Annotated in this window: 18 protein-coding genes; 9 read left to right on the forward strand and 9 right to left on the reverse strand. The window is 69.6% G+C overall.

What is annotated here, in order from left to right; translation table 11 throughout:
• Positions 1–526 precede the first annotated feature (526 nt).
• Positions 527–2,965: a murein biosynthesis integral membrane protein MurJ gene (murJ, locus tag K7862_RS15980; protein ID WP_222963263.1), complete on the reverse strand. Its 2,439-nt coding sequence runs from the start codon at positions 2,963–2,965 to the stop codon at positions 527–529.
• A 26-nt stretch (positions 2,966–2,991) separates the two neighbouring features.
• On the reverse strand, positions 2,992–5,391 hold the full coding sequence (locus tag K7862_RS15985; protein WP_222963264.1) for a DUF6049 family protein: 2,400 nt from the start codon (positions 5,389–5,391) through the stop codon (positions 2,992–2,994).
• A gap of 157 nt (positions 5,392–5,548) precedes the next feature.
• Here K7862_RS15985 and K7862_RS15990 point away from each other — a divergent pair, with 157 nt between their 5' ends.
• A complete protein-coding gene (locus K7862_RS15990) occupies positions 5,549–6,964 on the forward strand; it encodes a CCA tRNA nucleotidyltransferase (RefSeq protein WP_222963265.1) in 1,416 nt (471 codons plus the stop codon).
• Positions 6,965–7,201: 237 nt separating this feature from the next.
• Here K7862_RS15990 and K7862_RS15995 read toward each other — a convergent pair whose 3' ends face one another.
• The 3 genes from K7862_RS15995 to K7862_RS16005 form a co-directional block, all read right to left on the reverse strand.
• Positions 7,202–8,506, reverse strand: coding sequence for an MFS transporter (locus tag K7862_RS15995; protein ID WP_222963266.1), 1,305 nt, complete (start codon positions 8,504–8,506; stop codon positions 7,202–7,204).
• Between the two features lie 90 nt (positions 8,507–8,596).
• Positions 8,597–9,679, reverse strand: a complete 1,083-nt coding sequence (locus K7862_RS16000; RefSeq protein ID WP_222963267.1) for an inositol-3-phosphate synthase — start codon at positions 9,677–9,679, stop codon at positions 8,597–8,599.
• Positions 9,680–9,702: 23 nt separating this feature from the next.
• The gene (locus K7862_RS16005; protein WP_222963268.1) at positions 9,703–10,344 is read right to left on the reverse strand and encodes a PadR family transcriptional regulator; all 642 of its coding nucleotides are present in this window, start codon (positions 10,342–10,344) and stop codon (positions 9,703–9,705) included.
• A gap of 850 nt (positions 10,345–11,194) precedes the next feature.
• Between K7862_RS16005 and K7862_RS16010 the strand changes: the two genes are divergently transcribed.
• The gene (locus K7862_RS16010) at positions 11,195–13,498 is read left to right on the forward strand and encodes a transglycosylase domain-containing protein (RefSeq protein WP_262413232.1); all 2,304 of its coding nucleotides are present in this window, start codon (positions 11,195–11,197) and stop codon (positions 13,496–13,498) included.
• A 103-nt stretch (positions 13,499–13,601) separates the two neighbouring features.
• Positions 13,602–15,095 (forward strand): glycosyltransferase family 87 protein, encoded by a 1,494-nt coding sequence (locus K7862_RS16015; protein ID WP_222963270.1) that lies wholly within the window; start codon positions 13,602–13,604, stop codon positions 15,093–15,095.
• A 126-nt stretch (positions 15,096–15,221) separates the two neighbouring features.
• Here the strand turns inward: K7862_RS16015 and K7862_RS16020 are convergent, their stop codons facing one another.
• From K7862_RS16020 to K7862_RS16030, 3 genes are all read right to left on the reverse strand, one after another.
• A complete protein-coding gene (locus K7862_RS16020) occupies positions 15,222–16,262 on the reverse strand; it encodes an alanine racemase (protein ID WP_222963271.1) in 1,041 nt (346 codons plus the stop codon).
• A gap of 32 nt (positions 16,263–16,294) precedes the next feature.
• A complete protein-coding gene (locus K7862_RS16025; RefSeq protein WP_222963272.1) occupies positions 16,295–17,416 on the reverse strand; it encodes a lipid II:glycine glycyltransferase FemX in 1,122 nt (373 codons plus the stop codon).
• A gap of 171 nt (positions 17,417–17,587) precedes the next feature.
• Positions 17,588–17,890 carry a hypothetical protein gene (locus K7862_RS16030; RefSeq protein ID WP_222963273.1) on the reverse strand — a complete coding sequence of 101 codons (303 nt, stop codon included), beginning with the start codon at positions 17,888–17,890 and terminating at the stop codon, positions 17,588–17,590.
• A 300-nt stretch (positions 17,891–18,190) separates the two neighbouring features.
• Between K7862_RS16030 and rpsF the strand changes: the two genes are divergently transcribed.
• Genes rpsF through rplI form a run of 4 tightly spaced genes read left to right on the forward strand, consistent with a single transcriptional unit; the run spans position 18,191 to position 19,865 of the window.
• On the forward strand, positions 18,191–18,481 hold the full coding sequence (gene rpsF, locus K7862_RS16035) for a 30S ribosomal protein S6 (RefSeq protein WP_222963274.1): 291 nt from the start codon (positions 18,191–18,193) through the stop codon (positions 18,479–18,481).
• A 57-nt stretch (positions 18,482–18,538) separates the two neighbouring features.
• Entirely contained in the window at positions 18,539–19,123 is a 585-nt protein-coding gene (locus K7862_RS16040; RefSeq protein WP_222963275.1) for a single-stranded DNA-binding protein, read from the forward strand.
• 40 nt (positions 19,124–19,163) lie between these two features.
• On the forward strand, positions 19,164–19,400 hold the full coding sequence (rpsR, locus tag K7862_RS16045; RefSeq protein WP_031512678.1) for a 30S ribosomal protein S18: 237 nt from the start codon (positions 19,164–19,166) through the stop codon (positions 19,398–19,400).
• Between the two features lie 15 nt (positions 19,401–19,415).
• Positions 19,416–19,865, forward strand: a complete 450-nt coding sequence (gene rplI / locus K7862_RS16050; protein WP_222963276.1) for a 50S ribosomal protein L9 — start codon at positions 19,416–19,418, stop codon at positions 19,863–19,865.
• Between the two features lie 158 nt (positions 19,866–20,023).
• On the opposite strand, the gene K7862_RS16055 is transcribed toward rplI, so the two are convergent.
• Positions 20,024–21,496: an MATE family efflux transporter gene (locus tag K7862_RS16055; protein ID WP_222963277.1), complete on the reverse strand. Its 1,473-nt coding sequence runs from the start codon at positions 21,494–21,496 to the stop codon at positions 20,024–20,026.
• A 390-nt stretch (positions 21,497–21,886) separates the two neighbouring features.
• On the opposite strand from K7862_RS16055, the gene dnaB reads away from it, so the two are divergent.
• Together dnaB and K7862_RS16065 are read left to right on the forward strand one after the other, a co-directional pair.
• Complete coding sequence (gene dnaB, locus K7862_RS16060) at positions 21,887–23,344, forward strand: replicative DNA helicase (protein ID WP_222963278.1); 1,458 nt, start codon at positions 21,887–21,889, stop codon at positions 23,342–23,344.
• Positions 23,345–23,417: 73 nt separating this feature from the next.
• A complete protein-coding gene (locus tag K7862_RS16065; protein WP_222963279.1) occupies positions 23,418–23,852 on the forward strand; it encodes a VOC family protein in 435 nt (144 codons plus the stop codon).
• Positions 23,853–24,306: the final 454 nt, after the last annotated feature.

Consider the following 24,306-nt stretch of genomic DNA (forward strand, 5'->3'; position numbering starts at 1 on the left):
GGCAGCTCCTGGGTGGGAGCGGTCGCCTCGGCGGGCAACTCCTGGGTGGGAGCCGTCGCCTCCGCGGGCAACTCCTCCGTGGCGGCCGTCTCCTCCCCGCGAGCGGGCTCAGGAGCCGCGCTGCCGGGCTCGGAGGCGGCACCCGGGGTCACGACACCGGCAACGGTCTCCGCGTCGGTGTCAGCGTCTTCTGTGGCCTTCTCTGCGGGTTCTGCGGTGGCGTCAGGCTGTTCCCCGTGGGTGCTCTCGGTCGCGTCGCCCTCGGGCTTGCCCTTGGTCTGGTCGTCGTTCGTCGTCCCGTCGGGAGTGGCACCGTTGTGCTGAGCGCCGGGCGCATCGCCGCCCTCGCTGGCCACGCCGACAGCGGCCGTGCTCCGATCCGCCACCGTCGTTCCTGCCTCCCCATCCATTGCGCGATCTCACCTCAAGCCGAAGACAATTGTGCCCACACTCCGGCTCTATGCACGACACGCGGCAGACCGCGATGGTTGCGCGACAGCGGGCCGCGGTGCTGTGAAGACCGGCCTCAGCGTCCGAGACGCCCCCGCACCATACCGATCATCGCTGTCATCTCCTGGATCCTCATGCGCTTCGCGGCGAGGACGAAGAGGCCCAGCAGCAGGACGCCGCCGACCACGAGCGCGGCCAGCGAGCCGACCGGACCGTCACCCAGCGACTTGGTGATGAGGTAGACGGCGACGCCGGCGATCGCGGCGGCCGGGAAGCACGCCCCGATCAGGCGGGCATAGGTGCGCACCACACGCCGTCCGTCGAGGTCCCCGCGCAGCCGGGCGCGCAGCCGCTTGGCGGCCACACCGACGCCCACCGCGTAGGCGAGGCCGTAGGAGAAGGCCATGCCGACCACGGCCCAGCGTGAGGGCAGCAGCAGGAAGCAGACCGCGGACGCCGCCGCGTTGACGGCGGCCACGATGACCGTGTTGTAGAAGGGGGTCCGGGTGTCCTCGAAGGCGTAGAAGCCGCGCAGGATCACGTACTGCACCGAGAACGGGATCAGGCCGACGCCGAACGCCATGAGGATGAAGCCGATGTTCTGCGCGGACTCGGCGCCGGTGCTGGCGTAGAGCAGGCCGCACATCGGCACGCCCAGGGCGAGGAACGCGAAGCCGGCGGGCACCATCGCCACCGCCGAGGTGCGCAGGCCGTAGGAGATGTCGTCGCGGACCGCGGAGATGTCGCCGTCGGCCGCGGCCCGGGAGATCCGCGGCAGCACCGCCGCCATCACCGAGACGGTGATGATGGCCTGCGGCATCTGCCAGATCAGCAGGGCGTTGTTGTACGCGGTGATGCCGGTGCCCTGGTAGCCGTCCTTGTCGGCGTTGGAGCCGGCCCAGGTGGCGAGCTGGGTGACCGCGATGAGGCCCGCCTGGTTGGCCAGCACGAAGAAGAACGTCCACTTGGCGAGCTTGGCCGCGTGGCCGAGTCCGTGGCCGCGCCAGTCGAAGCGCGGCCGGAACTTGAAGCCGGCGTCTCTCAGGTACGGGAGCATGGCCAGCGACTGCACGACCAGGCCCAGCAGGGTTCCGATGCCCAGCAGCCGGGTGCCTTCCGGCGTGATGGTCGTGGCGTCCATGTGGGTCGTGCTGTAGGAGCCGTAGACCCAGATGAACATCAGGAAGGTGAAGATCACCACGATGTTGTTGAGGACCGGGGTCCACATCATCGCGCCGAACCTGCCGCGGGCGTTGAGCACCTGGCCCATCACCACGTGGACGCCCATGAAAAAGATGGTCGGCAGGCAGTACCGGGCGAAGGTGATCGCCACGTTGTAGGTGTCGGGGTTGGCCGCGATCTTCGCCGACATCAGCCGGATCAGCAGCGGCGCCCCGATGACGGTGACCGCGACGATGCCGCCAAGGATCACCATGACCACGGTCAGCAGGCGGTTGGCGTACGCCGCGCCGCCGTCGTCGTCGTCCTTCATCGCGCGCACGAGCTGCGGGACGAACACCGAGTTGAGGCCGCCGCCGATGGTGAGGATGTAGATCATCGTCGGCAGGGTGTTGGCGACCGCGTAGGAGTCGCCGAGGGTGGCGACACCGATCGCGGCGGCGATGACCAGGGTGCGGACGAAGCCGGTCACCCGGGAGACCAGGGTGCCGGCGGCCATCAGCGCGCTGGACTTGAGGATGCCGCCGCCGCGGGTGGCCGGTGCGGCCGGCGCCACCGGGGGCATCTGCCCGGTCGCGTCCCGCGGCGGCATCTGCCCGGTGTCGGGCTGCTGCGGGTACGGCGGGGCTCCCGCCGGGGCGTGCTGCTGGTGGTACCGGGGGTCGGCGTACTGGGGCTCGGGCTCGACGTACGGCTGCTGCTCGGTGCCCTGGTAGTACGTGGCCTGCCCGTAGGGCGGCTCTTCGTACGCGGGCTCGGAGTAGCCGGTGCCCGTGTTGTCGGCGGGCACCTGGGCATAGCCGTACTGCTGCTGCGTGTAGTCCTGCGGCGCGCCGTACTGCTGCTGGTAGCCCGGGGACTGCTGGTAGTAGCCCTGCCGCGGATCCTGCGGCTGCCCCTGCTGCGGGTACGCCTGCTGTCCCTGCTGGGGGTAGGGCTGCTGCTGCCCCGGCTGCGGCTGGCCGCCCTGCTGGGGGTAGGCGCCGGGCTGCTGGTCGCGGTACAGGTGCTGGTACGCGTCGTACTGCGGGAACTGACCCGTGTGCCCCACGAAGTCGTCGACGCCCAGGTACTGCGTCGACGGGTTGTCGCTGTAGGGCATCTGCGGGTACATCGCCTGCTGCCAGTGCTGCTGGCCGTACGACGGGGGCGGCGGATGCGCGGCCCGGTCGTAGAGCGCCTCGTCGACGGGGTCCTGAGCCGACGGATCCTGCTGCTGGTACGGATCGTAGGCGTAGGTGTTCTGCAGATACGGGTCAGGTGGCGTGGGACGCTCTTCGGGCGAGGGAGGCGTGTGGCCCGAAGCGTCGCGATCACCGTCGTACGGCGCGTTCATCAGTGCCCCACCTTATTGTCCGCTGGCTATCCGTCCACCTTCTCACCCGCCGGTGACCGCTCCTGGCTGTCCAGGCCGGTGTCAGCCGCAGGGTCACCCGGCTGCCCCGTGTCCTTGCTCTCGGCCTGTCCGCCGTCGCCGCCGTCTCCGCTGCTTCCGTCACTCGTGCCGTCGCCGCCGGACCCGTCGTCTCCACCGTCGTCGGCCGCCTGCCGCTTACGTTGACGGTAGATGCGTACCCCGGCGAGCACCAGCAGCAGCAGTCCGGCCGCGATGATCAGCATCACCAGGTCGGTGACCTTGGTGACATTCACGTCGAACCGCACGGTGCCGCCGTACAGGCCGTACTGCGTACCGTTCTTCGTGTAGAGATGCGCGGTGATCCGGACCGTGCCGTTGGCGTTGGCCTTGGTCTGGAACTTCAGGGTACGGGTGTGGCCGCCGTCAATGGTGATCGGCTGCTCCGGATTGCGGATCTCAAGCCTGATGTTGGTGCCGGATGTGAGCCGCAGCACCAGGCCGGTGATCGGCTGCCCGAGGTCGTTCTTGACCGTGACGGGAATGGTGCCGCTGCGGCCGGAGAGCGTGAGCGTGGTCTTGTCGAGGATGTGGACCGCGTTGATCAGGTCCTGCAGATAGCCGCCGATCGCGTCGCGGAAGTCCGCGGCGCCGCCGGAGTCACCCCGCCACTCCGTCGACATCGACCGCAGCACGGCGTTGCCGAACGGCACGGTCACCCGGTCCTTGACGGTGAGAATCACCACGAAGTCGTTGAGGTTCCGCTGCGTCTCCTGGATCTGCTCGAACGCGTTGGTCGACAGCTCCTGCTTGCGCAGCGAGGCCGGGTACGCGCTCGTGGGCGGGACCCGGTGGGAGACGTGCGAGTCCGGGTGCGCGGTCGCCGCCGCGTTGAGGTCCACCGACTGGGTCCAGGGGCTGGACTCGGTGGTGGAGATCGCCTCGGCCATGGCTTGCGCCTGCGAGACCGTGGGCATCCGCTGCGGCGCCACCACCAGGGACCGCTGGTTCTCCGGTGCCTGCATGGTGATGAGGAGCGTCTGGGAGAGGAAGCTCTGGACGGCCAGGTTGGCGTTCTGCTCGTGCAGCATGTCACCGGTGAAGGCGTTCGACAGGGAGGCGTCGGACACCAGCCCCGTCATGCCGCCGCCCAGCGAACGCGCCGCCGTCGGCGTGTACGCCAGGTCGTTCTCGGGGAACGTGGCGTTGCTGGCGATGATCCGGTTCATGCCGCCGCTGCGGGCCACCGACACGATGGACGAGTCGACGGCGCCCTGGACGGGCCAGGCGACGTTCGCCGAGGCCTGGACGCCCAGGATGGTGTTCACCGTGCTCCGGCCCAGCAGCGCGGCGTCCTTGACGTGGGAGATGGTGCCGGACGTGCCGTGGTGGGCCAGCGAGGCCAGGTCGGTGTCCCCGAAGGGCAGCGCCACCACCTGGGCGCCGGCGACGGCCGCCTTGACCGAGTTCAGCCACTGGCGGGCCACGGCGGATCCCGTGCCGGGCGTGGTGTGGGCGACGTCACCGCCGGGTCCCGCGACCCGGTAGCTCTTGAGCATGGCCTCGACTGTGGCGAGCAGGTCGGGGTTGATGACCCAGGTCACCGGGAGCTGCTTGCCGAGCTGCACCATCTGGTCCAGCCGGCCGCCGGGGGCGAGCTCCTGCGTCAGGTCGTCGTCGAGGAAGATCGGGCTCTGGGCGGTGTCGGTGTCCCCGCGGGCGGCGATGTGCGGCCGGTCGGTGAGCGGCCACAGGTAGGTCATCTCGGTGGCCTTGGCGGCCTCACCGTCGGCGTACCAGGGCAGGAAGGTCCGCTTGATGCCCAGCACGTGCGGCCACGCCAGGGCGCTGTTCTGCCCCTCGAGGGTGACGCCGAGCTGGTAGACGCCCGTGTCGCCGAGGCTCAGGGCGCTCACCGGCACCTTGATGGTGTACGGGACGGTGCTGCCCGCCGGGATGTCCGGGAGGCCGACCGGGTCGCCGTCGACCTCGCCGTCGGCCTGGGTGGTGAAGCCCGCCCGGTCGGCCGCGCTGGTCATGTCGCTGCGCGTGTGCAGCGGACCGCCGGGGCCCGTACGGAGCTCGACCTTGGCGTCGGTGATCGTCGACTTGCCGTCGTTGGTGATCGTGCCCGACACGGTGACCGAGCCGTCCTTGGTGGGGACGCGCGGATCGAGAGTGTCGATCGACAGGACCGCGGTGCGGGACCCGCTCGGAGCCTTGGCCTGCGAACCGTTCAAGGAGTCGGCCTCGGAGCCGGTCGCCTGGAGGCCCTGGAGCAGGCCGGTGAGCAGGGTGGCCCCGGCGATGGCCGCCGTCGCCCGCAGCCACCGCCGGCGGCGCGCCGGCGGAGCTGTCCGGGGTGCCTGTGCCGCGTCGCCCACGCGTTCGCCGTCCCTCGTCGTCATCGGTACTCGGTGGTTCTTCGGAAGTGCGTGCTGGCATGTTAACGAGCGGCGCTGTGTCCACGTGCGACGGAGTCAAGATCCGGAAGGCCCGTCGCCGCCATGCCGAGGCCGAAACCGGGGCGTCGTGGACCGCTCGGGACCCGTACCCTTTGACGTTGTGCCGAACGCCACCAATGCCGCCCAGACCCCGCAGGCCCGCCACACGATCGAACCCGTGGCCGAGGACCTCGGCCGGCGTTTCCGCGATGCCGGCTTCCAGCTCGCTCTCGTCGGGGGCTCGGTCAGAGACACCCTGCTCGGACGGCTCGGCAACGATCTCGATTTCACCACGGACGCCCGCCCGGCGGACGTGCTGAAGATCCTGCGGCCCTGGGCCGACGCGGTCTGGGAGGTCGGCATCGCCTTCGGCACGGTGGGCGGAATGAAGGACGGCTTCCAGGTCGAGGTCACCACCTACCGCTCCGAGGCCTACGACCGGACCTCCCGCAAGCCGGAGGTCTCCTACGGCGACACCATCGAGGAGGACCTGGTCCGCCGGGACTTCACGGTGAACGCGATGGCGGTCGCCCTGCCCGACACCCATTTCGTGGACCCCTACGGCGGCCTGGACGACCTCGCGGCCCGTGTGCTGCGGACGCCGGGCACTCCGGAGGCCTCGTTCTCCGACGACCCGCTGCGGATGCTCCGGGCGGCGCGGTTCGCCGCGCAGCTGGACTTCGAGGTGGCCCCGGAGGTCGTGGCGGCGATGACCGCGATGGCCGACCGGATCGCGATCGTCTCCGCCGAACGGGTCAGGGACGAGCTCAACAAGCTCCTGCTGTCCGAGCACCCCCGCAAGGGCCTGCGTCTCCTCGTGGACACCGGGCTGGCCGACCGTGTGCTGCCGGAGCTCTCGGCGCTGCGGCTGGAGCGGGACGAACACTTCCGCCACAAGGACGTGTACGAGCACAGCCTGACCGTGCTGGAGCAGGCCATCGACCTGGAGACGGACGGCCCGGATTTGGTCCTGCGGCTGGCCGCCCTGCTGCACGACATCGGCAAGCCCAAGACGCGCCGGTTCGAGTCCGACGGCCGGGTCTCCTTCCACCACCACGAGGTCGTCGGGGCGAAGCTGGTCAAGGCGCGGATGACCCAGCTGAAGTACCCCAACGACATGATCAAGGACGTCTCCCGGCTGGTGGAGCTGCATCTGCGTTTCCACGGGTACGGCACCGGCGAGTGGACCGACTCGGCGGTCCGCCGCTACGTCCGGGACGGCGGCCCGCTGCTGGACCGGCTCCACAAGCTGACCCGCTCGGACTGCACGACCCGCAACAAGCGCAAGGCGGCGGCCCTGTCCCGCACCTACGACAACCTGGAGGCGCGCATCGCCGAGCTCCAGGAGCAGGAGGAGCTGGATGCCATCCGGCCCGACCTGGACGGCAACCAGATCATGCGGATCCTGGACCTCAAGCCGGGCCCGATGATCGGCAAGGCCTACCAGCACCTGCTGGAACTGCGCCTGGAGAACGGTCCCCTGGGTGAGGAGGCGGCCATCGCCGCGCTCAAGGAGTGGTGGGCGGCCGAGCAGTAGCCGTCGCGTGACGACAAGAGCCGGGGTGATGTTCCACGTGGAACATCACCCCGGGTTCGTCTGCCATGAGCGCCCACGCTCCCGATGTTCCACGTGGAACATCCCGGTTCCACGTGAAACATCGCTGCGATCCGCTGCCGTGGCGTGAAGCCCGAGGAGAGCCCGAGGAGAGCCCGAGGAGAGCCCGAAGAGAGCCCGAGAAGAACCCGTCCCCCGTCCCCCGTCCCCCTTTCCCGTCTACGAACGGAGGCCGGTGTCGGATGCTTCGGGGGCCGGCTGGGTCACGCGGGTCATGGCGGCTGCCACCGCGGCGTAGATCAGGGACAGCGCGATGATCACCGTCGAGGAGCGGCCGTCCGGCGGCAGAAGCAGCGCGCAGGCGGCTGCCGCGCCCACGAAGGCCACATTGAAGGCGACGTCGTAGAGGGAGAAGACCCGGCCGCGGTAGCGATCGTCGACGTGGGTCTGGACGACGGTGTCGGTGGCGATCTTGGCGCCCTGCGTGGTGATCCCGAGCGCGAAGGCGGCCAGCATCATGGGCGCCTCGCGGAACGGCAGGGCGAGCGGCACGAGCAGCACCGCGGAGACCGCCGAGCACCCGGTGATCCAGCCTGCCGTGCCGAGGCGGGCGGTGGCCCACGGAGTGATGACGGCCGCGGCGAAGAACCCGGCCGCGGACAGGCCGACGGCCAGGCCGAGCAGGGCGAGTCCGTGGTCGCTGTCCTTGGCGTCCGACCACGTGTAGCGGCACAGCATGAGCAGCACCACGGTCAGTGCGCCGTAACAGAACCGCATGGCCGTCATCGCGAGCAGCGCCTGCCGGGCGGCGGGCCGCTCCCGTAGATGCCGCAGCCCGGCGACGAGGCCGCGGCCGGTGGAGACCACGGCGGCGGCCAGCCGGGGACCGCGTGCCCGGGTGTCGGGTCCCAGCAGGTCGCGTCCCAGGGTGAGGGCGGTCAGCCCAGCACAGCCGTAGAGCAGGCCGGCCAGCACCACGGTGGCCGCGTCGGCGCCCGCTCCCGCTGCCAGGAAGAGGTGCACGACGAAGGCGGCGCCTCCGCCCACGGTGGCGGCGAGTGTTCCTGCCGTCGGGGACAGGGAGTTGGCGGTGACCAGCCGCGGCTCGTCCACCACGCGCGGCAGCGCCGCCGAGAGCCCCGCCAGCACGAAGCGGTTGATGGCGGTCACCGAAAGGGCGGAGAGATAGAAGAGCCAGTCCGGCACGTGCAGCAGGACCAGCCCGGCGGTGGCGCCCGAGAGCACCGCGCGCAGGAGATTGCAGTACAGCAGGACCTGTCGGCGTCGCCAGCGGTCGAGGAGCACCCCGGTGAACGGGCCGACCAGCGAGTACGGCAGCAGCAGCACACCGAGCACCGAGGCGACGGCGGCTGGCGACGTCTGCTTCTCCGGGGAGAAGACGACGTAGGAGGCGAGCGCGACCTGGAAGACGCCGTCGGAGAGCTGGGACAGCAGGCGCACGGCGAGCAGCCGCCGGAAGTCCGGCAGCCGCAGCAGCACGCGCAGGTCGCGGACAACAGGCATGGACACAGCCTCACATGACGGCGAGGCCCCGGGTACACGACCCGGGGCCTCGCTGATGGTTCTACACCGATCCGGTGGTCAGGCAGCGCTTCAGCGCTCGACCTCGCCGCGGATGAACTTCTCGACGGCCTCGCGGGCCTGGTCGTCGAAGTACTGCACCGGCGGGGACTTCATGAAGTACGAGGACGCCGACAGGATCGGGCCGCCGATGCCGCGGTCCTTGGCGATCTTCGCGGCGCGCAGCGCGTCGATGATGACACCCGCGGAGTTCGGGGAGTCCCACACCTCGAGCTTGTACTCCAGGTTCAGCGGGACGTCGCCGAACGCGCGGCCCTCGAGGCGGACGTACGCCCACTTGCGGTCATCCAGCCACTGCACGTAGTCCGAGGGGCCGATGTGGACGTTCTTGGCGCCCAGTTCACGGTCGGGGATCTGCGAGGTGACGGCCTGCGTCTTGGAGATCTTCTTGGACTCCAGGCGCTCGCGCTCGAGCATGTTCTTGAAGTCCATGTTGCCGCCGACGTTCAGCTGCATGGTGCGCTCGAGGATGACACCGCGGTCCTCGAAGAGCTTGGCCAGCACGCGGTGCGTGATGGTCGCGCCCACCTGGGACTTGATGTCGTCACCGACGATCGGCACGCCGGCCTCGGTGAACTTGTCCGCCCACTCCTTGGTGCCGGCGATGAAGACCGGGAGGGCGTTGACGAAGGCGACCTTGGCGTCGATGGCGCACTGGGCGTAGAACTTCGCCGCGTCCTCGGAGCCGACCGGCAGGTAGCAGACCAGGACGTCGACCTGGCGGTCCTTGAGGATCTGGACCACGTCGACCGGGGCCTCGGAGGACTCCTCGATGGTCTCGCGGTAGTACTTGCCGAGGCCGTCGAGGGTGTGACCACGCTGCACCGTCACGCCGGTCTGCGGCACGTCGGTGATCTTGATGGTGTTGTTCTCGCTGGCGCCGATGGCGTCCGCGAGGTCGAGACCGACCTTCTTCGCGTCGACATCGAAGGCGGCCACGAACTCGACGTCACGCACGTGGTAGTCGCCGAACTGCACGTGCATGAGACCAGGCACCCTGCTGTCCGGGTCGGCGTCCTTGTAGTACTCGACACCCTGCACCAGCGACGTGGCACAGTTGCCGACGCCAACGATGGCTACGCGAACCGAACCCATACCGGTTGCTCCTTGTGAAATCGTCACGCGGTTCCCCGGTCCCCGGGTCGGCCGCCGTTCTCTTGGTTGTTGTCGTTGTGGTCCCGTCCGGTGGCCGGGCGCTCGGAGCGTCCGGCCCGTTCGGTCTCGATCAGCTCGTTGAGCCAGCGGACCTCGCGCTCCACCGATTCCATGCCGTGCCGCTGCAGCTCGAGCGTGTAGTCGTCGAGCCGTTCGCGGGTGCGCGCCAGCGAGGCGCGCATCTTCTCCAGACGTTCCTCCAGGCGGCTGCGCCGCCCTTCGAGCACGCGCATCCGGACGTCCTTCGACGTCTGGCCGAAGAAGGCGAAACGAGCGGCGAAGTGCTCGTCCTCCCAGGCATCAGGGCCGGAGTGGGCCAGGAGCTCCTCGAAGTGCTCCTTGCCCGCGGCCGTCAGCCGGTAGACGATCTTCGCCCGGCGGCCGGCGAGGGGCGCGGCCGACGGATCGGTGTCCGCGGCCGTCTCCTCGATCAGCCACCCCTGGGTGACCAGCGTCTTCAGGCACGGGTACAGCGTCCCGTAGCTGAAGGCGCGGAACACTCCGAGTGAGGTGTTGAGCCGCTTGCGCAGCTCATAGCCGTGCATCGGGGACTCGCGCAGCAGGCCGAGAACCGCGAACTCGAGGATTCCGGAGCGCTTGCTCAATGCTGCGTTCCCATCGTCTCCTCGTTCGCGTAGCGAGCGCCCTGCGGGTGCTCGTCCCGGCCCGGCTACCGTGTTCAGCATGTTTTCCCAGACCGTCTCGACCCGATGTATCGAGTCGATACATCGCGACGATAGAACGGCCCGACACATCACGCAAGGCGCGGACTGGTGACCGGCGTCACATCGGCGATTCTGTGAGCCGATCGACGCCCGATATGTTCCGGATCTGCGTACCGAGCGTCTTTTGGGCCTGCGTACTCTGTTCGCCATGCAGAACGCCGGGAACCTCAGGACGCCACGGCGCGTCTTGATCCTCGGTGCGGTGCGACTTGACATGTCGCACGCAGGGGGACCGACCGACTGTCACCGAAGCCTTCAGGCGATCCCGCCTGTCGAGGAGTAGCTGTTCATGAGCGAGCACCGTCGCAAGCCGCAGCAGTCGCCGCCGGCCGGTGGCAGGGCTGCCGCCCGACGCGGGGGACAGCAGCCGACACCCCCACCACCGCCGTCGCCCTCCGGAGGACGGCGCGCGGCGGGACCGCCCGTCGGCTCGCGCAGCGACACACCGTTCGGTCCCCCCGAGGGTTCCGGCTCGGACGACGGGCCCTACCAGGGGCGCGCCGCGGCCCGCCGTGCGGCTCAGGGCCGCGGCGGCCGACGCCGTGCCGGCGGTCCCGCGGGCCCCGGCGGCCCGGCAGGTCCGGGTGGCCCCGGCGGTCCGAGCGGGCCGTCCGGCCGCGGCGGGCGCGGTCCGGCCCGCCGCCCGGGCAAGAAGCGCCTCATCGACTACCCGCGCTTCGGCAAGGACGGCTGGCGTCGCTGGGTTCCGTCCTGGCGTCAGGTCACGGCCATGACCGTCGGCTTCTTCGGCGCGATCATCGGCGTGGTGGGTGTCGCCTACGCGATGGTGAGCGTCCCCGACGTGAACCTGGCGGCGAAGGCCCAGAACAACGTCTACTACTGGGCCGACGGCACCCCGATGATCGCCACCGGCGGCGAGAACAGCGTCAACCGGCAGATCATCAGCATCGACGAGATCCCCAAGGGCATGCAGAACGCCGTGGTCTCGGCCGAGAACAAGACGTTCTGGACGGACAAGGGCGTCGACCCGATGGGTATCACCCGTGCCATCTACAACATGGCCCGCGGCGGTGAGACGCAGGGCGGTTCGACGATCACCCAGCAGTACGTCAAGAACACCCGGCTCGACCAGCAGCAGACGATCAGCCGCAAGTTCAAGGAGCTGTTCATCTCCATAAAGGTCGGCGCGACCATGAAGAAGACCGACATCATGGCGGGCTACCTGAACACCTCGTACTACGGGCGTGGCGCCTACGGCATCCAGGCCGCCGCCCGCACGTACTACAACAAGAACGCGATCGACCTGAACCCGAGCGAGTGCGCGTTCCTCGCCGCGCTGCTCAAGGGCCCCACGTACTACGACCCGGCCGGCGCCACGGACATCGACCAGACCGCCACCCCGGCGAACAACCTGAAGAACTCCAAGGACCGCTGGGCCTGGATCCTCGACCAGGAGGTCAAGGACGGCCGGATGACGGCCGCCGACCGCGCGAAGTTCGACACGTACCCGATGCCGCAGGCGCCGAAGAAGAACACGCAGATGGCCGGCCAGATCGGCTACCTGGTGGACCTGGCCAAGCACTACCTGATCAACAACAGCTACCTGAGCAGCGACCAGTTGACGCAGGGCGGTTACCAGATCTACACCACCTTCCAGAAGCCGAAGGTGAACGCCCTGGAAGCCGCCGTGAAGAAGGTGCAGAAGCAGTACATCAAGCCCGGCGGCGCTCACATGAACAAGGGCGAGGACGTCGACAAGTTCGTGCAGTTCGGCGGCGCCTCGGTCAACCCGAGCGACGGCGCGATCGAGGCCATCTACGGCGGCACCGACTACACCAAGCACTTCACCGACAACGCGGACGAGACCGGTGCGCAGGTCGGATCGACCTTCAAGCCGTTCGTGCTCGCCGCGGCGATGACGCACGGCATCCGCGACCCCAAGCTCGGGCCGGTGCAGAGCGACGAGACCCGGCAGAAGGTGTCGCCGGACAGCTGGTTCAGCGGTAAGAACAACCAGCAGATCATGGATTACAACGGCAAGCCGTGGCTCAACACCGACGGCCAGCCCTGGAAGCAGCCGAACGACGACGGGGACAACGACCCCCGGGTCACCCTGCGGACCGCGCTCGACAAGTCGCTCAACGCACCCTTCGTCCAGCTCGGTGTGGACGTCGGCACCGACAAGGTGCACGAGGCCGCCCTCGCAGCCGGTCTCGTCCCCAGCGGCCAGAACGCGCTGAACGACTACCAGAACAGTGTCACGTACTCCATCGGCACCTCGTCGCCCAGCGCGATCCGGATGGCCGGGGCGTACTCCACCTTCGACAACCACGGGATGCAGAACGCCCCGTACTCCGTGACGAAGGTGCTGCACTCGGGCCAGCCCGTCTACCAGCACAAGAAGGCGCCCAAGCGGGCCTTCTCCTCCGACGTCTCGGACACGATCACCGGGATGCTCACCGACGTGATCAAGAAGGGCACCGGTACCACGGCCCAGCTGCCCGACGGGCGGCCGGCGGCCGGCAAGACCGGTACGACCGACGACAACAAGTCGGCCTGGTTCGACGGGTACACCCCGCAGCTGTCGACGTCGATCGTGATGTTCCGGCGTGACGACCAGACGCACATCGACAAGAAGACCGGCAAGGTCCTCAACAACCCGTTCCTGAAGATGTACGGAACCGGTGGCGCGGCGAAGATCCACGGTAACTCCTTCCCCGCGCAGATCTGGAAGGACTACATGAGCACGGCGCTCTCCGGTCAGACACAGCTGCAGTTCGAGCAGCCGTCCGGCGACGTCGGCCAGGTGGTGTGGGGCAACGTCAAGAGCCCGACGCCGACCCCCACGGACACCACCCCGACCGCGACGACGCCGCCGGCGACCACGCCGATGACGACGCCGCCGACCAGCCCGACCTGGACGCCGCCGACTCAGCCCACGCCGAGCGACACGCCGACCAAGCCGTGCTTCCCGTGGGACCAGAGCTGCAACACCCCCACGCCGACCGACACCCCCACCACACCAGGGGGCGGGCAGCCGACGAAGCACACGAAGGGCCCGACGGGCGGCTGACGCCCCGGTCCCCGAGCGGCCCGCGCGAAGCGGTGGAGCCCCCGCGACGAATCGTCGTCGCGGGGGCTCTCGCGTACACAGTCGCGTACGGCAGGATGGCGCCATGACGAGCGTGCGCGACCGCGAAGACGACGACCGGCGAGAGCTCCCGGTGCGCCCCACGGACGAGGACCCGCTGGCCGCGTCGGGCAGCGAGATCCTCGGCGGCCCGATCGGCCGGCGGGCGAGGATCGGCGGCTACCGCTGGTGGAACCCGATGCGGGTGATGGTCCTGGTCGTCATCGGCATGTTCGCGCTCGGCATGGCCCAGAAGGCGTCCTGCTACTCCTCGGCCTGGTTCCAGGCCGGCGACCCGCAGTACATCCACGCCTGCTACTCCGACATCCCCCACCTGTACTCCCAGCGCGGCTTCGGCTCGGACCTGGTGCCGTACTTCGACCGCATCCCGGACACCATCAGCGGGTCGAGCGACCTGCACTACCTCGAGTACCCGGTGCTCACCGGCCTGTTCATGGAGGTCGCCTCCTGGGTGACCCCGCACGGCTCGGACCAGCACAGCGCGCAGGCGTACTGGATCGCCAACTCCGCGATGCTGCTGATCTGCGCGGTCGTCCTGGTGGTGTGCGTGGCCAGGACCAACCGCCGGCGGCCGTGGGACGGACTGCTCGTCGCCCTGTCCCCCGCCCTGGCGCTGACCGCGACCATCAACTGGGACCTGTTCGCGGTCGCGCTGACCGCGGCGGGCCTGATGCTCTGGTCCCGGGGCCGGCCGGGGGCCGCCGGTGTGCTCATCGGCCTGGCCACAGCCGCGAAGCTGTACCCGGTGCTGCTGCTGGGCGCGCTGTTCCTGCTGTGCCTGCGGGCCGGGCGGCTGCGCTCGTTCGGCGCCACCCTGGGCGGCGCGATCGCCGCCTGGCTGGTCGTCAACGTGCCGGTGATGCTGCTCGCCCCGCACGGCTGGGCGCAGTTCTACACCTTCAGCAGAACCCGGCCGACCGACTACGGCTCGCTGTGGCTGATCATCTCCGAGCGCGCCCAGACGCCGCTCAACAGTGTCAACGCCTATGCGACCGCTCTGATGCTGCTGCTGTGCGCGGCCATCGCGGGCCTGTCCCTGTACGCGCCGCGCCGCCCGAGGGTCGGGCAGCTGGCGTTCCTGGTCGTCGCGGCCCTCGTGCTGAGCAACAAGGTCTACTCCCCGCAGTACGTGCTGTGGCTGCTGCCGCTGGCCGTGCTGGCCCGGCCGCGCTGGCGGGACCTGCTCATCTGGCAGGGCGCCGAGGTCCTGTACTTCCTCGGCATCTGGATGCGGCTGGCGTACGTCACCGGCAGCAAGCACCACGGTCTGACCGCCGACGCCTACCACGTGGCCGTCGGCCTGCACCTGCTCGGACTGCTCTACCTGTGCGCCCTGGTGGTGCGGGACATGCTGCTGCCGCAGTACGACGTGCTGCGGCAGGACGGCGAGGACGACCCGGCGGGCGGGGTGCTGGACGGCGCCCAGGACGTGTTCGTGCTGGGTCCGGTGCCGCACGAGCCCAAGCACGCCGCGCAGCACGCCGGGTACGACGCGGGAACGCGGCACCCGGCGCCGTAGCATGGGCCGGGCACGCCCCCGGCCCATGCGTGTGTAAGGGCCCGCCGTCAAGGGATGGCGGGCCTTACCGGTGTCCTGGTGCGGCGAGACTCCGCGGACGCGGGGTGGCGCCTCAGCCGCGAGCCGTCACGCCGACTGCCGTTCCACGACCCGGTCGACCTGCGTGGTGGTGTGCCGCAGGTGCGCCACCAGCTCGTCGCCGACGGCCGGCGGGGCCACGTCGCCGGGCAGGAAGAGGATCGACACCTGCATGTGCGGCGGCTCGGCGAACCACCGCTGCTTGCCCGCCCACACGAACGGGGACAGGTTGCGGTTGACGGTGGCCAGGCCGGCCCGCGCCACGCCCTTGGCCCGTGGCATCAGGCCGTGCAGCGCCTTGGGCGCCTCCAGGCCGACACCGTGCGACGTGCCGCCCGCCACGACCACCAGGTGCCCGTCGGCGGCCGCCTTCTCCTGCCGGTAGCCGTAGCGCTCGCCCTTTGCGATGCGGGTGACGTCCAGCACCGCGCCGCGGTACTCGGTCGCGTCGTGGTCGCCCAGCCACATCCGGGTGCCGATCCTGGCCCGGAACCGGGTCTGCGGGAACTGCTGCTGCAGTGCCGCCAGCTCGGACGCCTTGAGGTGGCTGACGAACATGCTGTGCAGCGGCAGGCGGGCCGCCCGCAGCCGCTCCATCCAGGCGAAGACCTCCTCCACGGCGTCGCTGCCGTCGGTGCGGTCCAGCGGCAGGTGGATGGCGAAGCCCTCGAGACGGACGTCGTCGATCGCGGTGTGCAGCTTGACCAGGTCGTCCTCGGCGACGCCGTGGCGGCGCATGGAGCTCATGACCTCGATCACGACCCGGGCGCCGACCAGCCCGCGCACGCCCTCCACCGAGGACACCGAGCGGATGGCCCGGTCCGGCAGCGGCACCGGCTCCTCGCCGAGCCGGTACGGCGTGAGGACCAGCAGGTCACCGCTGAAGTAGTCCTTGATCCTGGCGGCCTCGTACGTCGTGCCCACGGCCAGCATGTCGGAGTGCAGCCGGGTCGCCTCGTCGGCGAGCCGCTCGTGCCCGAAGCCGTAGCCGTTCCCCTTGCAGACGGGCACTATTCCGGGGAACTGCTCGACCACGGACCGCTGGTGGGCACGCCAGCGCGCAGTGTCGACGTACAGAGTGAGGGCCATCGCCTGGTCGGGACCTTTCGTGCAGTCGGCCGTCAGCGGCGCGACATGTAGATGTCGAGAGCCTTGTGCAGCAGCTTGTTCAGCGGGAAATCCCACTCGCCCAAGTATTCGGCAGCCTGACCGCCGGTGCCCACCTTGAACTGAATGAGTCCGAACAGATGGTCGGTCTCGTCGAGGGAGTCACTGATGCCGCGCAGATCGTAGACGCTCGCGCCCATCGCGTACGCGTCGCGCAGCATGCGCCACTGCATCGCGTTGGACGGCCGCACCTCGCGCTTGTGGTTGGCGGAGGCGCCATAGGAGTACCAGACGTGGCGGCCCACGGTCAGCATCGTGGCGGCCGCGACCGCCTCGCCCTCGTGGACGGCCAGGTACAGCCGCATGCGGTTGGGGTCCTCGGTGTTCAGCCGGGTCCACATCCGCTGGAAGTAGCTCAGCGGACGCGGCCGGAAGTGGTCGCGCTCCGCGGTGATCTCGTAGAGGTTCTGCCAGACGGGCAGGTCGTCGTAGCCGCCCTGGACCACCTCGACGCCGGCCTTCTCGGCCTTCTTGATGTTGCGGCGCCACAGCTGGTTGAAGTTCTTCTGGATGTCGTCCAGGGACCGGTTCTCCAGCGGGACCTGGTAGACGTACCGCGGCTGGACGTCGCCGAAGCCCGCGCCGCCGTCCTCGCCCTGCTGCCAGCCCATGCGGCGCAGCCGGTCCGCGACCTCGAAGGCGCGCGGCTCGATGAAGGTCGCCTCGACGTCCCGCAGCCGCTTGACGTCCGGGTCGGCGATGCCGGCCTTGACCGCGGTGGCGTCCCACCTGCGGATGATCACCGGGGGACCCATCTTGACGGTGAAGGCGCCCTGGGACTTCAGGTGGCTGAGCATCGGCTGCAGCCACTCCTCCAGGTTGGGCGCGTACCAGTTGATCACCGGGCCCTCGGGGAGGTAGGCCAGGTACCGCTTGACCTTGGGGATCTGCCGGTACAGGACCAGACCCGCACCGACCATGTGACCGGTCCTGTCGTCGAACCAGCCGAGGTTCTCCGACCGCCACTCGTTCTTCACATCAGCCCATGCCGGGACCTGGCAGTGGCTCGCCGACGGCAGGCTCTGGATGTACGCCAGGTGCTGCTCGCGGCTGATGGTCCTCAGGGTCAGGCTCATGCGGGGCGCTCCCCATGCTCACGACTGCGGGCTTACTGGCCCGAAGCCTACTGCTCATGGGAAGCGCCGCCGCTAGGGACCGGTGGGGTCCGGGGGGCCGCCTTTCCCCTGTCGTCTGTCGTCGTCCGTGGTTGGTGAGGCGTCCTCACGGAGTGCGGGACGACGCCACGGCTACCAGAGGCCGCCGTGCGCCACCCCGAGGTAGAAACCGAGTCCCGCCAGGCCCAGGCCGATGACAAGCGCGAACCGTTCCGCCGTGGTCACCGAGATGAACTGGCCGAGACCGCCGGTGAGGATGCCCACCAGGCCCGTCCAGGAGGCGAGCAGGTGCAGGCTGTAGAAGCCCGCGGTGGCGACCGAGATGATGCCGAGCACCGCCGTGACGGCGACCAGCGTGTTCTCCAGGGGATGGGGCCGGCCGTCGGTGTTGAACGTGAAGTGGTGGCGCTGGGTTCGTTCCGCATGCTGTGCCATGGGGCACCTCCGCTTTCGGAGCCGTGGCGCCGTGTAGCGCCCTACACACCCGATGTGTACAGATTGCGGGCATTAGGGACTGGATTTCAACCCGGGGGACCGACCCGGGTAGTCTGTACGGTCTGCACCGGTGTCTGCGTGGGCGCCTGGGCTCCGGCCCGGGCGGTACTGGCCGCTGTCGGCGGCATCGTCCGTTCCGGCCGCATTGTCAGTGCCCCGCGCTACCGTTGCGACGCAAGCACAAACCCTCCTGCCACGGAAATGCCGTGGCCGCTGAGTCCAAAGGAGGTGGGTTCCCCTATGCGTCACTACGAGCTCATGCTCATTCTCGACCCCGATCTCGAGGAGCGCGCTGTCTCCCCGCTGATCGAGTCCTTCCTGTCCGTCGTCCGCAACGGCGGCGGCAACGTGGAGAAGGTCGACACCTGGGGCCGTCGTCGTCTCTCCTACGAGATCAACAAGAAGCCCGAGGGTATCTACTCGGTCATCGACCTCAAGGCCACGCCCGAGGTCATCAAGGAGCTCGACCGTCAGCTCAACCTGAACGAGTCGGTGCTGCGGACCAAGGTCCTCCGTCCGGAACTGCACTAGTCCGGACTTCGAGTAGCAGTCACCAGCACTGCTCACAGTCAGTCGAGAGGTCATCCCATGGCAGGCGAGACCGTCATCACGGTCGTCGGCAATCTCGTCGACGACCCGGAGCTGCGCTTCACCCCGTCCGGCGCGGCGGTCGCGAAGTTCCGTGTCGCGTCCACCCCCCGCACCTTCGACCGGCAGACCAACGAGTGGAAGGACGGCGAGAGCCTCTTCCTCACGTGCTCGGTCTGGCGGCAGGCGGCGGAGAACGTCGCCGAGTCGCTCCAGCGAGGCATGCGCGTCATCGTGCAGGGCCGGCTGAAGCAGCGGTCCTACGAGGACCGTGACGGCGTCAAGCGGACGGTCTACGAACTGGATGTCGATGAAGTGGGCGCCAGCCTGCGCAGCGCGACGGCCAAGGTCACCAAGACCAGTGGTGGCGGCCGTGGCCAGCAGGGCGGCGGTTACGGAGGCGGCGGCCAGGGTGGCGGCAACTGGGGCGGAAGCTCCGGCGGCGGCCAGCAGGGCGGCGGCGGTGCTCCCGCCGACGACCCGTGGGCGACCAGCGCACCGGCCGGTGGGCAGGGCGGTGGAGGTGGCTGGGGCGGCGGCTCCGGTTCCTCCGGCGGCGGCTACTCGGACGAGCCGCCCTTCTAGGGCGGACCCTCACACTTCTTGATCGCATAGGAGAAACACGATGGCGAAGCCGCCCCCGCGCAAGCCTAAGAAGAAGGTCTGCGCGTTCTGCAAGGACAAGACCGTGTACGTGGACTACAAGGACACCAACATGCTGCGGAAGTTCATTTCCGACCGCGGCAAGATCCGTGCCCGCCGCGTGACCGGCAACTGCACCCAGCACCAGCGTGACGTCGCCACGGCCGTGAAGAACAGCCGTGAGATGGCGCTGCTGCCGTACACGTCGACTGCTCGCTAAGGGAGGGTGACCATCATGGCGAAGATCATCCTCACCAACGAGGTCAGCGGCCTCGGTGCCGCCGGCGACATCGTCGACGTCAAGCCGGGCTACGCCCGCAACTACCTGATCCCGCGTGGCTTTGCCATCGCGTGGACCAAGGGTGGCGAGAAGGACGTCGAGCAGATCCGTCGCGCACGTCGCATCCGCGAGATCCACTCGCTGGAGGACGCCAACGCCGTCAAGGCTCAGCTGCAGGCCGTCCGGGTCAAGCTGAGCACGCGTGCGGGCGACAGCGGCCGCCTCTTCGGTTCGGTCACCCCGGCGGACATCGCCGAGGCGATCAAGACCGCGGGTGGCCCGGCGGTGGACAAGCGCCGTGTCGAGGTCGGTTCGCCGATCAAGACGCTGGGCGCGCACAAGGTCTCGGTGCGCCTGCACCCCGAGGTCGAGGCTGTCCTCGACGTCGAGGTCGTGGCTGCGTAACGCGGCATTTGTTCCACGTGGAACAGTGGGCCGGCTCCCCGGAAACGGGGGGCCGGCCCTTTCGCGTGCCATAGGGGTGTTGTACGCGGTTGCGCATGGTGCCGGTCGGGTGACTGCTGCCGAGTGCCGGGCTGCCTGGTGGTTGCCGGGCGGCCCGGCTAGCGCGCGGCGCCGGTGACCACCCAGCGGCCGGATCGGGCGCGCAGCCAGAGAGCGGTCAGCCGGGTGAGCAGCATCAGCGTCAGCGCCCACCACAGCGCCGCCAGGCCCGCGCCCAGGGCGGGCACGGCCAGCGCGGCGGGTGTGAAGACCGCCAGGGTCACCAGCATCGACCAGGCGAGGTAGGGCCCGTCGCCCGCGCCCATGAGCACACCGTCCAGGACACAGACCACACCCGTGACGGGCAGTCCCACGGCCACGACGAGCAGCGCGGAGGACAACGCCCCCTGCACCGCGGCATCGGAGCTGAACAGCGGCCCGATGAGCGGGCGGGCGAGAGCCACCAGCACGCCCAGCACCACGCCGCAGGCGACACCCCACTCGATCATGCGACGGCAGGCGGCCCGTGCCCCGGCGGCATCGTCCGCGCCCAGGTAGCGGCCGATGATGGCCTGGCCGGCGATGGCGATGGCATCCAGCGCGAAGGCCAGCAGCGACCAGACGGTGAGGGTGATCTGGTGGGCGGCGATCGCGGTGTCACCGAGCCGGGCGGCCACCGCGGTGGCGATCAGCAGCATCGCCCGCAGGCTGATCGTCCGCACCAGCAGGGGCGCACCCGCGCGGGCGCAGGCGCGAATCCCCGCCGCGTCGGGACGCAGCAGGGACCACCAGTCGCCGCCGTCACCTCCGCCTTCCCCGTCCGCGGCGGCCTGGCGGCGGATGCCGCGTACGACCGTCCACAGATAGACCGCGGCCATGCCGTTCTGCGCGATGACCGTGCCCCAGGCCGAGCCCGCGATGCCGAGGCCGGCGCCGTAGACCAGGGCCGCGTTGAGTCCGGCGTTGACGGTGAAGCCCCCGACCGCCACATACAGCGGGGTGCGGGTGTCCTGCAGCCCGCGCAGCACGCCGGTCGCGGCCAGCACCACCAACATCGCGGGGATGCCGAAGGCGCTGATGCGCAGATAAGTGGTGGCGTACGGGGCGGCCGTGTCCGACGCACCGGCGAGGTGGGAGAGGGCGGGAGCGGCGGGCAGCACGGCCGCTACCACCACGGCTCCCAGCAGCAGGGCGAGCCAGATGCCGTCGACGCCCTGGCGCAGGGCCGCCCGCAGGTCGCCGGCGCCGACCCGGCGGGCGACGGCCGCGGTGGTGGCGTAGGCCAGGAAGATGAAGACGTTGACGGCTGTGGTGAGCAGCGCGGCCGCCACGCCGAGTCCGGCGAGCTGGGCGGTGCCGAGGTGACCGACCACCGCGCTGTCGGCCATGACGAAGAGCGGCTCGGCGACCAGGGCGCCGAACGCGGGGAGCGCCAGGGCGAGGATCTCGCGGTCGTGGCGCCGCCCGGACCGCTTCGAAGGGCGGTCCCGCAGGACGGCGGGCGCAGGCGTCGCCGAGGACGGTTCCGAGGGGGAGGGTGCCGCGTTCACAGCATCAGCATAATCGTCCACAAGTAAGAGGTGAAGTAGCATGCTGATCATTACTCGCGACTGCGTAGAGTGATCTCCTCCGCGTTGTTTGTCGTGATCTTGATCCGGCTGCGAAAGTTTTTCTCCTGCACAGGCTATGGATGGAGAACCAGCAGGTCAGCAGGTGTGCTGCTAGCAGATTTTCTGCTTGTCCACAGCGCTGTCCCAAGGCTCGTGCACAGGTTGGGGGCAGTTCTCCACAGCTATGCCGCCGTCGTCCACACCCCCTGTGGATAACGAGGTTGGTGCGGGTGCCCGAGGGGCCTACCGTGGACCGTCCCCCCGACGCGTCGCGAGCGGAAGCCGGGTGGCGCAGTTGTAGTCAGCCGTGCCGTGAAAGAGTGGCACGCACGCGGTTCGACGGACCGGTCGGACGGGAGGGAGGTGGCGCTCATGAGCCAGCCCGAACCCACCGACGGACCCTGGTCCGACCTCCCGCCGGACGGCTCACAGGCCGTCAGGCCCTTCCGTAAGAAGGGGACTCAGGGCTCCTCCGACGAGGGCCGGTTCACCGAGGGCGGCGGCGGCTTCGAACGCGTCCCCCCGCAGGACCTGGACGCCGAACAGTCCGTGCTCGGCGGCATGCTGCTGTCCAAGGACGCGATCGCCGACGTCGTCGAGGTGCTCAAGGGCCAGGACTTCTACCGGCCCGCCCACGAGACGATCTACAACGCGATCCTCGACCTGTACGCGCGCGGTGAGCCCGCGGACCCCATCACCACCGCGGCCGAGCTCACCAAGCGCGGCGAGATCGCCCGCATCGGCGGCCCGCCGTACCTGCACACCCTCGTCAACGCGGTGCCCACCGCCGCCAACGCCGAGTACTACGCCGAGATCGTCCACGAACGCGCCGTGCTGCGGCGCCTGGTGGAGGCCGGCACCCGCATCACGCAGATGGGGTACGCCGCCGACGGCGACGTCGACGAGATCGTCAACAGCGCGCAGGCCGAGATCTACGCGGTCACCGAGCAGCGCACGTCCGAGGACTACCTGCCGCTGGGCGACATCATGGAGGGCGCGCTCGACGAGATCGAGGCGATCGGCTCGCGCAGCGGCCAGATGTCCGGCGTGCCGACCGGCTTCGCCGACCTCGACTCCCTCACCAACGGCCTGCACCCGGGCCAGATGATCGTCATCGCCGCCCGTCCGGCCATGGGCAAGTCGACCCTCGCGCTGGACTTCGCCCGCGCCTGCTCGATCGCCAACAAGATGCCCAGCGTCATCTTCTCCCTGGAGATGGGGCGCAACGAGATCGCGATGCGTCTGCTGTCGGCGGAGGCGCGGGTCGCGCTGCACCACATGCGATCGGGCACGATGACGGACGACGACTGGACCAAGGTCGCCCGCCGGATGTCGGACGTGACCGAGGCGCCGCTCTACATCGACGACTCGCCGAACCTGTCGATGATGGAGATCCGGGCGAAGTGCCGGCGTCTGAAGCAGCGCAACGACCTGCGCCTGGTCGTCATCGACTACCTCCAGCTGATGCAGTCGGGCGGCTCGCGCCGCCCGGAGAGCCGCCAGCAGGAGGTCTCGGACATGTCCCGTAACCTCAAGCTGCTGGCCAAGGAGCTCGAGGTGCCGGTGATCGCGCTGTCCCAGCTCAACCGTGGCCCCGAACAGCGCACCGACAAGAAGCCGATGGTCTCCGACCTGCGCGAGTCCGGCTCCATCGAGCAGGACGCCGACATGGTGATCCTGCTGCACCGCGAGGACGCCTACGAGAAGGAGTCCCCCCGCGCCGGCGAGGCGGACCTCATCGTGGCCAAGCACCGCAACGGCCCCACCGCGACCATCACCGTCGCCTTCCAGGGCCACTACTCCCGCTTCGTCGACATGGCCCAGACCTGATGGGTCCCGCACCTCGCCGCGGCTCTCCGATATCCCGGTGAAGGGTGGGTGGGGGCGCCGCTAGGGTGGGCCGATGGCGTCGATCAAGCAGTTCCAGGTGACCTTCGACTGTGCGCAGCCCGAGCGCGTGGCCCGCTTCTGGTGCGAGGTGCTGGGGTACGTCGCACCGCCGCCCCCGGAGGGGTTCGACACGTGGGACGCGTACAACGCCTCGCTGCCGGCCGATAAGCAGGACGCGTGGTTCGCGTGCAGTGACCCCACGGGCGTGGGTCCCCGGCTGTACTTCCAGCGGGTTCCCGAAGGCAAGGTCGTCAAGAACCGGGTGCACCTCGACGTGCGCGTCGGCACCGGGCTCGTCGGCGAGGACCGCCTCGCCGTCCTCAAGGCCGAGTGCGCCCGCCTGGAGGCGCTCGGCGCGGTGTGCGTGCAGGTGCTGGTCGCCGACGAGGAGAACGAGTCCTGCATCGCGATGCAGGACGTCGAGGGCAACGAGTTCTGCATCGACTGAGAGTGACGGGCGTACTCCGTCCCGGGCACCGTGCGGGGGGCGGAGGCGTGGAGGGGGAGCAGGCGGCGGCACCGGTGATTCTGGGGGGCACGGGTGCCCCTTCCTGATCGGCACCCTCTTCGTCCACAGCGCCAACCCCGTCGGCGCCGAGACCGTCGTGCGGGCCCTCACCCGCTGGGGCTACCCGGTTCGCCGGGCCGTCGCCTGGACGGGCTTGCCCTCCTGTCCCCTCTGCGTCAACCGGGCGCCCCTGCCACCGCCGCGGCGCTTTCGTTCAGTGCGGGGGTGGTGTTTTCTGCAGGGTGGGAACGGGATGCTGCTGTCATGTCCCCTGACCTGCGCGGTCCGTAGTTTCGAAGGCATCGGGAAGCGCGGCCGAAGCGGGGGAAACCCCTGAACTCCCCGGACATCCGGGGGCCTTCGCGCGCTCCGTGGGGCCGGACGAGACGCCGGC

Source organism: Actinacidiphila acidipaludis (assembly GCF_019890725.1).
In the GTDB taxonomy this organism is placed as follows: domain Bacteria; phylum Actinomycetota; class Actinomycetes; order Streptomycetales; family Streptomycetaceae; genus Actinacidiphila; species Actinacidiphila acidipaludis.

Bases quoted from the DNA above. Each gene is read 5' to 3' on its own strand.
- rpsR (WP_031512678.1), top strand. From the start codon at position 19,164: ATGGCGAAGCCGCCCCCGCGCAAGCCTAAGAAGAAGGTCTGCGCGTTC.
- K7862_RS16030 (WP_222963273.1), bottom strand. From the start codon at position 17,890: ATGGCACAGCATGCGGAACGAACCCAGCGCCACCACTTCACGTTCAAC.
- rplI (WP_222963276.1), top strand. From the start codon at position 19,416: ATGGCGAAGATCATCCTCACCAACGAGGTCAGCGGCCTCGGTGCCGCC.
- K7862_RS16000 (WP_222963267.1), bottom strand. From the start codon at position 9,679: ATGGGTTCGGTTCGCGTAGCCATCGTTGGCGTCGGCAACTGTGCCACG.
- K7862_RS16010 (WP_262413232.1), top strand. From the start codon at position 11,195: ATGACCGTCGGCTTCTTCGGCGCGATCATCGGCGTGGTGGGTGTCGCC.
- K7862_RS16020 (WP_222963271.1), bottom strand. From the start codon at position 16,262: ATGGCCCTCACTCTGTACGTCGACACTGCGCGCTGGCGTGCCCACCAG.
- K7862_RS15985 (WP_222963264.1), bottom strand. From the start codon at position 5,391: ATGACGACGAGGGACGGCGAACGCGTGGGCGACGCGGCACAGGCACCC.
- K7862_RS15995 (WP_222963266.1), bottom strand. From the start codon at position 8,506: ATGCCTGTTGTCCGCGACCTGCGCGTGCTGCTGCGGCTGCCGGACTTC.
- dnaB (WP_222963278.1), top strand. From the start codon at position 21,887: ATGAGCCAGCCCGAACCCACCGACGGACCCTGGTCCGACCTCCCGCCG.
- K7862_RS16055 (WP_222963277.1), bottom strand. From the start codon at position 21,496: ATGCTACTTCACCTCTTACTTGTGGACGATTATGCTGATGCTGTGAAC.
- K7862_RS16065 (WP_222963279.1), top strand. From the start codon at position 23,418: ATGGCGTCGATCAAGCAGTTCCAGGTGACCTTCGACTGTGCGCAGCCC.
- K7862_RS16025 (WP_222963272.1), bottom strand. From the start codon at position 17,416: ATGAGCCTGACCCTGAGGACCATCAGCCGCGAGCAGCACCTGGCGTAC.
- K7862_RS16015 (WP_222963270.1), top strand. From the start codon at position 13,602: ATGACGAGCGTGCGCGACCGCGAAGACGACGACCGGCGAGAGCTCCCG.
- murJ (WP_222963263.1), bottom strand. From the start codon at position 2,965: ATGAACGCGCCGTACGACGGTGATCGCGACGCTTCGGGCCACACGCCT.
- K7862_RS16040 (WP_222963275.1), top strand. From the start codon at position 18,539: ATGGCAGGCGAGACCGTCATCACGGTCGTCGGCAATCTCGTCGACGAC.
- rpsF (WP_222963274.1), top strand. From the start codon at position 18,191: ATGCGTCACTACGAGCTCATGCTCATTCTCGACCCCGATCTCGAGGAG.